Consider the following 10,156-nt stretch of genomic DNA (forward strand, 5'->3'; position numbering starts at 1 on the left):
GAGCCAGAACAGGGCGACCGCACACGCACCGATGATGTCGCTCACCCGGTGCCAGCCGTACACCACCGTCTGGTTCGCCACGAAGACGGCGTACACCGCTCCGACGACCAGGACCACCGGCCGGAGACGTCGCGGCGTGACCATGAGCACGGCGAAGAGCGCGGCGAGGGCGATGGTCGCGTGCCCGGACGGGAACGAGTTGGGCGTGGGTGACTGGGCGATCTCCGGGCGCTCGGCGATACGCTTGAGCAACGTCGAGGTGGCCGCGGACGCGAGCACCACGAAGCCCGCTCCGAGCCCCACGGCGAGCCGCCTGCGTGCGAACGCGACGGCGGCGATCACGACGACCAACAGCAGGATCACCGGGACCGAGATGACGTTGAGGGCGGTGTCCGACCCGAACAGGTCGGACTCGCGGACACCGCCGAGTGCGGCGTCCTCGATCCGCTGCCCCGTCGGCGTCAACACCGCGACCGCGTAGACGGAAGGCACGATCACGAACCCCAGAGCCGCGAGCAGCGCCCACCGGAACCTCCGGGACACGCTCGGTCCACGTCCGTCGTCGCGGGACTCCGGCGCGGTGCGCTCGGGGGTCCGGATCACGGGCATCGTCCTCCTCGGAGTCATCGTCGTCGGTCTCGCCGTCCGCCTGCTGGGCGGGAAGCGATTCGGTCGGTCGGGGTCCGACACGATACCGTTGCAGCGCCCGTCGGGAGCTGGGAGCACCGGCCTCCGGAGCGGGGCCACGGCCCTCCTGCGACAGGTGTCCGGACAGCACGCCTCCGGACAGCGTGACACAGGTCGCGGTGGCGGGCAGCCGGACAGCGCGATCGTCGCGCAGGAAGAGGAGACCGAAGTGGCCATCAAGGAACCGGGCATCACCGCCTCGCCGAACCGCGCACTGGCGATGACCGCCGGCACGTTGTTCGCGATCTGGGGCTTCCTGGGCTTCTTCTTCGCCCAGGACAACGGTGGACAGTTCTTCAGCCGCGAGGGTGGGTTCCTCTGGAACTCCTTCATGCTGAACCCCGCGCTGTGCGCGATCTGGGCGCTCCTGGCCGCCGCGTTCTTCATCGTGGGCCTCGGCAACACGGTCGGGTCCCGTGCGGTGAACCTGGTCATCGGTGTCGTGCTGCTCGTGCTCGCCGTCTACGGCTTCGTGTTCTCGGCCACCTCGGCGAACGTCCTCGCGCTGAACACGACGGACAACGTCTTCCACGCGATCGTCGGCGTCGTCCTGGTCCTCACCGCGCTGGGTGCCGACAAGGAGAACCTCCGCGCGCTGCGTGCGGCCCGCGCCTGACCCGCACCTCCACGACGACGCCCGTCTGCCGATCCGGCAGGCGGGCGTCGTCGTTCAGGAGGCGTCGGACTCCGGCGTCCCGGCGGGCTTCGGCGCCTCGAGCTGGGTCGCGACGACGCGGGGTGACTCGGACATGAACCGCCGCACGTCCAGGTCGACGATGATGTCCGCCGGGCGGAGGGGGCGCGTCAGGTACAGCCCGTCGAGTGACGTCAACCGCGACAGCGCCACGTAGGTCTGGCCCGCGCTGAACACCCGGTTGCCGAGGTCCACCACCGCACGGTCGTAGGTGCTGCCCTGCGACTTGTGGATCGTGACCGCCCAGGCGAGCCGGAGGGGGAACTGCTGGAACTCCCCCACGGTGTCCTTCTTCAGTTCCTTCTTGTCCGGGTCGTAGGAGTACTTGAACTTCTCCCACACCGAGGGCTGCACCTCGAAGTCCTCGCCGTCGACGCTGACCCAGACCGTGTCCCGGATGCTCCGCACGATGCCGAGCGTGCCGTTCACCCAGCGCTGGTCCGGGTCGTTCCGGAGGAACATGACGTGCGCGCCCGGCTTGAGTTCGAGCGCTTCGTCCGCGGGGAAGTTCCGCCCGCCGAAGTCGCCGTTGACGTCGGCCCTGGCGGTCTTCAGCTTGCCGGGCAGCCGTTCGAGAGCGGCCTTGTTGATCCGCGCCACGGTGTCGTTCCGCGTGGCGAGGGTGATGGCGTCGTCCGGGGCCGGACGGGCGCCGGCGGCGTTGAGCTGCCCCGCGACGTCGGCGGTGACGCGGCCGTGGCGGACGGCCGTGAGCATGGCGGCGAAGGCGTCGTCGCGCTGGCGGTGCACCGTCGCGAGCTCGATGATGTGCAGTTCGGCCTCGAGCCACACCTTCGCGTCGAAGAACCACATCGACCGGTAGTGGTCGGTGAAGTAGGCGCGCTCGTCGCCGTCGCCGGGCACCGGCGGCAGCTGGTACGGGTCGCCGAACATGACGACCTGCACGCCGCCGAACGCCTCGGACTGGCGTCCGCGGGCCTTGCGCAACGACCGGTCCATGGCGTCGAGCAGGTCCGCGTTCACCATCGAGACCTCGTCGATGACCAGGGTGTCGATGGTGTTGAGGAGCTTGCGGGTGTCGGGCCCCTGCCGCAGCTCGGCGTCGGCGATCAGGCCGATCGGCAGGCGGAACAGCGAGTGGATGGTCTGTCCGCCGACGTTCAGCGCAGCGACCCCGGTGGGCGCGCAGATCACGACCTGCTTCTCGGTGTTCCACGACAGGTGGTTGAGCAGCGTCGACTTGCCGGTGCCGGCGCGGCCGGTGATGAAGACGTGGTCGCGGGTCGACTCGATGTACTCGAAGACGGCGCGCTGCTCCGCGGAGAGCTCGACGCTCACGGAGCGCTCGACCCGCTCGGGACCGGTGCCACGGTCGGGAGGCCCGTGTCCGGTCCCGCCAGGGCGTCCCCGCCGGCCTGCTGCGTGCGGCGGAGGCGCACGAGTCCGACCACCACCACGGCCACCACCACGAGCACCCCGGCGACGATGAGCACGGCACCGCCCCGCGCCTGGTCGACGAGCGGGTCCGGTCCCCAGGTCCGGCCCATCGCCCCGAACCAGGACGCCTGCAGCAGCCCGAGCGGCCCCTGCATGGCGATCCCGAGCGACACCGTGCCCGCGGCGACCACGACGGCTCCGGCGCCGCGCACCAGGAACGCCGCGGTCGACGGACGGCGGGCACCGATGGCGACCGGCGTGAGGAGCGTGGGCAGCGCGAGGAGGCCGACGACCAGGAACACGAGGTCCACGACGGTGCGGCCCGTCGCGTCGCTGACGGACCAGCGGAGCACGTCGGTGGCGTAGAGGCCCCACCAGATGCCGGCGAGCAGCACGAACGCCGGGAACGGCTGGACGAGGTAGCGGACGACGGCGTTGTCGACGAGGACGGTGGTCCACTCGCGGACGCCGGCGCTGTCGTCCTCCCGCGGCAGCACGGCCGCACGGATGAGCTCAACGGGCGCTGCCGCCCAGACGAGCGCGGGCACGACGAGGCCGAGCAGCACGTGGGCGCCGACGTTCGCGGAGACCAGGAAGCGGTCGTAGGTGTGGAGCGCACCGGAGGTCGCGACGACGAGTGCCACGATCGCGATGCCGGCGGCGACGGACCGGCGGACGGGCCAGGCGCGGCCCTGCCGGCGCAGGCGGACGACCCCGGCGGCGTACGCGGCGACGAGCAGCACCGCTGCCATGAGCCAGAAGAGGTCGACGTTCCAGTTCGTCAGCCACCCCCACGTGCCGGGTGCGGCCGGGAGCGGGTCGTCGGTCAGGATCTCGGCCGGGGTCGGGTCGCTGGTCTTGCTCAGTGCGAGCTGCCCGGCCGGGGTCGCGGTCCGGCCCAGGGCGGCGGCGAACCCGGACGCGACCCCCATCACGGCGAGCTCGACGACCACGAGCGTCCAGAACGGCCGGACGCGCGTCGGGCTGGTCGTGAGCGACGCGATCGCCCGGCGACGGTGCACCGCCCCGATGACCCCCATCGCGACGATGGCGCCCACCTTGACGAGCACCAGGACGCCGTACGGGCTGCCGAGTTCGTCGAACGCCCCGATCCGGATCTGGGCGGAGACGACACCCGAGACGGCGACGAGCACGAAGCACCCGAGGGCGACGCTGGAGTACCGACCGACCACGGCGGCCAGGCGCGCGCCGGGCAGGACGTCGCGGACGAGCACGAGCATGACGAGTCCGCCGACCCAGAGCGCTGCCCCGACGAGGTGCAGGCCGAGCGCGGTGACCGCTGCGTCGTGGCTCGCGGTACCGGCTGCGTGGCCCTGCTGCGTGAGCGGGACGAGGCCGATCAGCGAGACGGCCGTGGTGAGCGCGACCATCCCCCGGGACCGCACCGCGAAGCACAGCACCGTGACGACCGCCGCGACGAGCACGGTGGTCAGCCAGGCGAGCCCGAGGTCGGTGCCCGTGAGGAACACGCCCATCGACTGCCCGAAGCCGGCGTCGAGGCTGACGGCCCCGCCCGCGACGCTGAGGTAGGTGAAGAACGTGGTGACGGCCGCGGTGACGGTCCAGACACCGGCTGCCCCGGCGGCGACGTCGATCGCGCGGTCCCACTCAGGCGCGGTGCGGGACAGGCCGATCGTGGCGAGCGCGAGTCCGCCGATGGTCGCGGCCGCCGAGAGGTCGACCAGCATGCGCGCGAGCGGCAGTCCGAAGCGGACGACGGCGCCGGGGTCGGCGATGAGCGCGGCATCGGCTCCACCACCGACGACGAGCGCCACGAGCAGGGACACGAACGCCACGAGCAACAGGACGCCGGGGCCGGCGATGCGCGCGATGCGGTTCACCCGTCAAGCCTAGGCGCTGCCCCGGGCACGCCGACGACCACGCCGGCCTGCTGTGGGAACGACGGAAGGGACGGCGCGGACGCCGTCCCTTCCGTGGAGCTTGCGGGGTCTTACTTGACCGACGCCTTGAGCTTGCTGCCGGCGCTGACCTTGACCGAGTCGCTCGCGGCGATCTCGATGGCCTCACCCGTCTGCGGGTTGCGACCGGTGCGCGCGGCGCGGTGGGTCTTCTCGAAGGCGATCCAGCCCGGGATCGTGACCTTGGTGTCGTCCGCGACGGACTTGCCGACGACGGCGAAGAGCGCGTCGACGACGCCGTTGACGGTGGCCTGGCTCTGGCCGGACTCGGCGGCGACGGCAGCGACGAGCTCGGTGCGGTTCAGTGACTTGTCAGCCATTGGATGTCCTCCTCGGACTTCTTGCGTATGGGTCGGACGCGGACGCCCGGATGCCCGGGACGGTTGTCCCGTGCTGCAGGCCCGGCGGGCCGAGGGCCCGTGGAACCGGTGATGAACCTACCAGCCGGTCCCGGGGTTTCCCGTCGACTCGCCCGGTTTTCCGGGCCTGCCGAGCAACGGGAGAGGCTGGTGGGGCCGATGTGACGACCGACGCGCCCTCCGGCGCGCTCGGTGGACGCCAGGCGGACGACGACGCCCCCACGACCTCGGGAGGTCGTGGGGGCGTCGGTGGTGCTGGTGCTTACCAGGAGCTCTTCGTGATGCCCGGCAGTTCGCCACGGTGGGCCATGTCGCGGAAGCGGACACGGCTGATGCCGAACTCACCGAGGTGGCCACGGGGGCGGCCGTCGATGGCGTCGCGGTTGCGGTAGCGGACCGGCGACGCGTCGCGCGGCAGCTTCTGCAGGCCGACGCGGGCGGCCTCGCGGGACTCGTCGGTGCCGTTCGGGTCCACGAGGGCCTTCTTCAGCTCGAGGCGACGCTCGGCGTAGCGCTCGATGATGACGGCGCGCTGGTTGTTCTTCGCGATCTTGCTCTTCTTCGCCATGACTCAGCGCTCCTCACGGAAGTCGACGTGCTTGCGGATGACCGGGTCGTACTTCTTCAGCACGAGACGGTCGGGGTTGTTCCGGCGGTTCTTCTTCGTCACGTACGTGAACCCGGTACCCGCGGTGGAACGGAGCTTGATGATCGGACGGATGTCCTGACCGCGCTTCGCCATCAGATCTTCTCCCCACGGGCGAGGATGCCCGCCACGACGGACTCGATGCCACGAGCGTCGATCACCTTGATGCCCTTGGCGCTGACGTTGAGCGTCACGTTACGACGCAGCGACGGCACGTAGTAGGTCTTCTTCTGCACGTTCGGGTCGAAGCGACGCTTCGTCCGGCGGTGCGAGTGCGAGATGGCGTGTCCGAAGCCGGGAACGGCGCCGGTCACCTGGCACACTGCAGCCATGGTTTCCTCCTGATGTTCACCGTGCAGCCGATCGGCTGCACCCAAGGTCACTTGCCTGGCGCGCACGCGCTGCACCACCGGAGGTGGCTGAGCGAGGGGGGTGTGCGCACCGCCCAGACCGGCGGTCGGCCACCGTCGACCGCTGAACCCGGGGGTTCAGTCAGGCCTGGAGGCTCGGATCCGGTACCACGCGACCGCGGCGTTCGCGACGGTCGGAGGGCAGAACAACTGGTGCTCCGCGCAGGCGCGGAGAACCAGCCGCCCACGTTACGCGACCGCCGGGCGCGTCGCAAGCCGCGCCTCCCGTCCGTGCCCGCCGGGTCGCACCGGCGGCGGGTACCTCAGCGCCGCAGACCGGACGGCGGCAGGAGCAGTCCGCGTTCCTGTCGGATCCAGTGGAGACCGGTCGCCCGCCGCTCCGCCCTGGTCGCGAAGCGGTACCGGAAGACCCGCGCCCGCACCCACCTCGGCCGCTGCCCGTCGAACGGGTCGTGTCGGAGCAGCCGGAGCGTCGGCCGGTCGGCCTCGAGCAGTCGCAGGACGAACACCCGGAACCACCCGTCGTCCGCTCCGAGCGCCAGGAACCACATGAGCCAGTCGAGCCGCAGGTGGTACGGCGCGAACTGGGCCGGACGCCGCCCCGGGTCACCGGGCTTCCCCTTGAACTCGTAGGGGGACCAGTCGTCCTCGTCCGGGTCCTCCGCCAGGGTCCCCTCGACGATGACCTCGTCCCGCTCCTGCGTCACGCTGCCGAATGCACCGTAGGCGTTGGCGAGGTGCCACCGGTTGAAGGAGGCGTTCATGAGCTGCCGCCGCGACACCAGGTTCTTCGCCGAGGGCCAGGACAGCACGAGCAGCAGCAGGCCGACCACGACCGTCAGCCCCACGAACCACGCCGGGGTCGCGGTCGGTCCGGTCTCCGCGATGCCCTGGAGGAACGGCAACACCGTCGCCACGGAACGGTCGTCGATCGCGGCGAACGTCAGCACCAGGGTGATCCAGTTGAGCCAGGCGAAGTTGCCCGTGACGACGAGCCACACCTGGGTGAGCAGCACGAGCGCCGCCGCGATCGAGGCGACCGGCTGCGGGGCGAAGAGCAGGAACGGGACGCCGAGCTGGACGACGTGACTGCCCAGGGTCTCCAGTCGGTGCACGGGACGGGGCAGCAGGTGGGCCGTCCGGGACATCGGGTTCGGCATCGGCTGTGTCTCGTGGTGGTAGTACAGCGCCGTCAGGTCGCGCCACGACCGGTCGCCGCGCATCTTGATCATCCCGGCGCCGAACTCGAGCCGGAACACCAGCCACCGGATCGCGACGAGGACGACGATCGGCGGCGCGACCTCGTCCGAACCGAGGAACGCGACGACGAACAACGACTCGAGCAGGAGTGACTCCCACCCGAACCCGTAGAAGGTCTGCCCGACGTCGGAGATCGACAGGTAGGCGAGCCAGAGCAGCAGGAAGCACAGGACCGGCACCCACGCCGGCCCCCGTTGCGGCAGCCCGACGACGATGCCGGCCGACAGGACGGCCCCGCCCCCGGCCAGGATCCGTAGACGCCGGTCGGTGTACCGCCACCACCGCCAGACGACGGGCAGGGTCTGCGCGTACCGCCGCTCCATGAACCGCGGGACCGGGAGCAGACCCCGCTCACCGAGGAGCGCCGGGAACTGCGCGACGGCGGACAGGAACGCCAGGCACGCGATCGCCGCCACCCCGCGCTGGAGCACGAAGCGGGCGACGTCGTAGTCCGCCGCGCCCGCCCAACTCGTCCACGTCTGCAGGTCCACGCGCCGGACGCTACGCGGGCGTCTCCGCGGGTGCGTCCTGGTCCGCGCGGTCCGGCCGTCCGGTGGCCGCCCGGCTAGACGCCGTCGGTCGGGCGCGGCGCCAGCGCCTGCACCACCAGCGCACCGAGCTCCCGCGGCACCGTGAGCATCGGCCAGTGCCCGGCGTGCAGCCCGACGATCTCGAGTTCCTCGGTCGCGACGAGTTCCGCGGCCCAGGCCTGGTGGTCGGCGACCATGCCGGCCAGCTCGTCCGCCGCGATCTCGCACGTGATGACCGTCGCCGGGATCCGGTGCCGGGCCGGGTCGGTGTAGTGGAACAGGTCGGAGGCCACCCGCGCGGGTTCGGCGACCGCCCGACGCTCGAGGTCCGCGCGGACCTCCGGCGTCATGTCGCGGACGGTCGCGGGTTCCCAGACGTCCCAGGGCGGCAGCGGGACCTGTCCGTCGACGACCGGCAGCTCGTCGTTGACGCACCCGCCCTCGGGGCCGGGGAAGGTGTCGACGTACACCAGGTGCCGCACCCGGCCGGGGCGTCGGTCGGCGGCCATGGCGGCGATCGGGCCCGCGCCCGAGTGGCCCACGAGCACGACGGGTTCCGGTGCGGCGTCGAGACGTCGGACGAGGTCGGCCACCTGGTCGTCGAGCGTCGCCCCGTTCCGGGTCACCGCGTCGACGCTGTGGCCGGCGGCCCGGAGGACCGGGACGACGTTGTCCCACGCGCTCGCGTCGAGCCAGAACCCGGGGACGAGGACGACGTGCATGTCCGGGAGACTACGCGCCACCACGGACAGCGGCACGGGCGGTGCAGACGTCGCACTCGCCGAAGACGTCGACCACGTGGCTGGCGTTCGAGAAGCCGTTCGCCGCGGCCGTCGCACGGGCCCACTCCTCCACCGGGTCGGCCTGGATCTCGACCGTCCGGCCGCACACCCGGCAGATGAGGTGGTGGTGGTGCTTGTCGGTCGTGCAGGCCCGGTACAGCGATTCGCCGTCCTGCTGCAGCGAGTCCGCGTCCCCGTCGTTCGCCAGGTCGGAGAGCGCCCGGTACACGGTCGCGAGGCCGATCGTCGACCCGCCGTCGCGCAGGTGCGCGTGCAGCGCCTGCGCGCTGACGAACCCCTCGGTCTCGGAGAGGGCGCCGCGGACCGCTTCGCGCTGCCAGGTGTTGCGTCGTGGCTTCTGCACGGCGTTCATGCTGTGACCCCTTCCTTCGTGGTGGCCGGGAGGCTCGTCCCGCCACCGGTCTGTTGCTCGCGGTCCGTCACCCGGTCGCGTCCCCGGCGTTCCCGCCGGGCGCCGATGACCCGACAGACGACCCAGATGAGGAACGAGATGGTCGTCACGTACGGGCTGATCGGCAGGCCGCCGCCCAGTGCCAGCAGGATGCCGCCGACCACCGACGTCACCGCGAACACGACGGAGAGCAGCGGGACCAGCACCGGGTTGACGGTCACCCGCAGGGCCGCGGCCGCCGGCGTGACGAGGAGCGAGAGCACGAGGAGCGCCCCGACGATCTGCACGGACACCGCCGTGGCCAGGCCGAGCACGAGCATGAACACGAGCCCGAGCGTGCGGACCGGGATCCCGGCGGCGGCTGCGACGTCCGGGTCGACGGACGAGAACATCAGCGGGCGCCAGATCACGACGAGGGTGATGACGACGACGGCCGAGATGAGCACGAGGAACCCGAGCTGCGGGTTGTCGACGGACACGATCTGGCCGGTGAGCAGGCCGAACTTGTTCGCCGCCCGGCCCTTGTACAGCGCCAGGCAGAGGATCCCGAGGCCGAGGCCGAACGGCATGAGCACCGCGATGATCGAGTTGCGGTCGCGGGCACGGCTGCCGAGCAGCCCGATGAGCAGCGCGGCGACGAGCGACCCCACCACGGAGCCGCTGACGACGTTGACGCCGAGCAGGAGGGACGCACTGGCACCGGCGAAGGACAGCTCGCTGATGCCGTGCACGGCGAAGGGCATGTTCCGGGCGACGACGAACGGCCCGATGAGCCCGCCGACGACACCGAGCACGGCGCCCGCGAGGATCGAGTTCCGCACGAGCACGAGCAGCTCGCCGTAGTCCTGGAACGAGAAGACGGTCGACCAGACGTCCATCAGAACCGCCCTTCGTCCGGGCCGACCCCGTGCGGGGCTGGTTCACAGTGGTGGTGGCCGACGCCCGCGGTGTCGTGCGCGTCGCTCGCGCCGACGATGACGATCCGGCCCATCGTGCGGACGACGTCGACGGGCGTGCCGTACAGGTCGCTGAGCACCTCGGCGCGGAGGACCTCGTCGGGAGCGCCGATCCGGAAGC

At 71.5% G+C, this 10,156-nt stretch carries 12 protein-coding genes and 1 pseudogene; 1 reads left to right on the forward strand and 12 read right to left on the reverse strand.

What is annotated here, in order from left to right; genetic code table 11:
- The coding region (locus DEJ32_RS15825) for a phosphatase PAP2 family protein (protein WP_181420714.1) at window positions 1–609 on the reverse strand (609 nt) is incomplete at its 3' end.
- Between the two features lie 247 nt (window positions 610–856).
- Between DEJ32_RS15825 and DEJ32_RS16070 the strand changes: the two genes are divergently transcribed.
- Window positions 857–1,303, forward strand: a complete 447-nt coding sequence (locus DEJ32_RS16070; protein ID WP_146234198.1) for a DUF4383 domain-containing protein — start codon at window positions 857–859, stop codon at window positions 1,301–1,303.
- Window positions 1,304–1,357: 54 nt separating this feature from the next.
- Here the strand turns inward: DEJ32_RS16070 and DEJ32_RS15835 are convergent, their stop codons facing one another.
- The 11 genes and pseudogenes from DEJ32_RS15835 to DEJ32_RS16590 all read right to left on the reverse strand — a co-directional run.
- On the reverse strand, window positions 1,358–2,680 hold the full coding sequence (locus DEJ32_RS15835; RefSeq protein ID WP_110823161.1) for an ATP-dependent RecD-like DNA helicase: 1,323 nt from the start codon (window positions 2,678–2,680) through the stop codon (window positions 1,358–1,360).
- Window positions 2,677–4,641 (reverse strand): cytochrome c oxidase assembly protein, encoded by a 1,965-nt coding sequence (locus tag DEJ32_RS15840; protein WP_110901986.1) that lies wholly within the window; start codon window positions 4,639–4,641, stop codon window positions 2,677–2,679. Before DEJ32_RS15840 ends, DEJ32_RS15835 begins: the two co-directional genes overlap by 4 nt.
- 110 nt (window positions 4,642–4,751) lie before the next feature.
- Entirely contained in the window at window positions 4,752–5,039 is a 288-nt protein-coding gene (locus DEJ32_RS15845; RefSeq protein ID WP_110823157.1) for an HU family DNA-binding protein, read from the reverse strand.
- A gap of 301 nt (window positions 5,040–5,340) precedes the next feature.
- On the reverse strand, window positions 5,341–5,646 hold the full coding sequence (gene rpsN, locus DEJ32_RS15850) for a 30S ribosomal protein S14 (RefSeq protein WP_110823155.1): 306 nt from the start codon (window positions 5,644–5,646) through the stop codon (window positions 5,341–5,343).
- A gap of 3 nt (window positions 5,647–5,649) precedes the next feature.
- Window positions 5,650–5,820, reverse strand: coding sequence for a 50S ribosomal protein L33 (gene rpmG, locus DEJ32_RS15855; protein ID WP_110823153.1), 171 nt, complete (start codon window positions 5,818–5,820; stop codon window positions 5,650–5,652).
- On the reverse strand, window positions 5,820–6,056 hold the full coding sequence (gene rpmB, locus DEJ32_RS15860) for a 50S ribosomal protein L28 (protein WP_110823151.1): 237 nt from the start codon (window positions 6,054–6,056) through the stop codon (window positions 5,820–5,822). The genes rpmG and rpmB overlap by 1 nt, the downstream gene beginning before the upstream one ends.
- A 341-nt stretch (window positions 6,057–6,397) precedes the next feature.
- Window positions 6,398–7,846: a lipase maturation factor family protein gene (locus DEJ32_RS15865; protein WP_110901987.1), complete on the reverse strand. Its 1,449-nt coding sequence runs from the start codon at window positions 7,844–7,846 to the stop codon at window positions 6,398–6,400.
- Window positions 7,847–7,920: 74 nt separating this feature from the next.
- On the reverse strand, window positions 7,921–8,607 hold the full coding sequence (locus tag DEJ32_RS15870; protein WP_110901989.1) for an alpha/beta fold hydrolase: 687 nt from the start codon (window positions 8,605–8,607) through the stop codon (window positions 7,921–7,923).
- Between the two features lie 10 nt (window positions 8,608–8,617).
- Window positions 8,618–9,040, reverse strand: a complete 423-nt coding sequence (locus DEJ32_RS15875; protein ID WP_110823147.1) for a Fur family transcriptional regulator — start codon at window positions 9,038–9,040, stop codon at window positions 8,618–8,620.
- On the reverse strand, window positions 9,037–9,957 hold the full coding sequence (locus tag DEJ32_RS15880; RefSeq protein ID WP_110901988.1) for a metal ABC transporter permease: 921 nt from the start codon (window positions 9,955–9,957) through the stop codon (window positions 9,037–9,039). The genes DEJ32_RS15875 and DEJ32_RS15880 overlap by 4 nt, the downstream gene beginning before the upstream one ends.
- Window positions 9,957–10,156: pseudogene (locus DEJ32_RS16590) on the reverse strand (ABC transporter ATP-binding protein); the annotation flags it as partial. The gene DEJ32_RS15880 and the pseudogene DEJ32_RS16590, both read right to left, overlap by 1 nt.

The organism is Curtobacterium sp. MCPF17_046 (assembly GCF_003224295.1).
Taxonomy (GTDB): Bacteria; Actinomycetota; Actinomycetes; order Actinomycetales; family Microbacteriaceae; genus Curtobacterium.

Bases quoted from the DNA above. Each gene is read 5' to 3' on its own strand.
- DEJ32_RS15875 (WP_110823147.1), bottom strand. From the start codon at position 9,040: ATGAACGCCGTGCAGAAGCCACGACGCAACACCTGGCAGCGCGAAGCG.
- rpsN (WP_110823155.1), bottom strand. From the start codon at position 5,646: ATGGCGAAGAAGAGCAAGATCGCGAAGAACAACCAGCGCGCCGTCATC.
- DEJ32_RS15880 (WP_110901988.1), bottom strand. From the start codon at position 9,957: ATGGACGTCTGGTCGACCGTCTTCTCGTTCCAGGACTACGGCGAGCTG.
- rpmG (WP_110823153.1), bottom strand. From the start codon at position 5,820: ATGGCGAAGCGCGGTCAGGACATCCGTCCGATCATCAAGCTCCGTTCC.
- DEJ32_RS15870 (WP_110901989.1), bottom strand. From the start codon at position 8,607: ATGCACGTCGTCCTCGTCCCCGGGTTCTGGCTCGACGCGAGCGCGTGG.
- rpmB (WP_110823151.1), bottom strand. From the start codon at position 6,056: ATGGCTGCAGTGTGCCAGGTGACCGGCGCCGTTCCCGGCTTCGGACAC.
- DEJ32_RS15845 (WP_110823157.1), bottom strand. From the start codon at position 5,039: ATGGCTGACAAGTCACTGAACCGCACCGAGCTCGTCGCTGCCGTCGCC.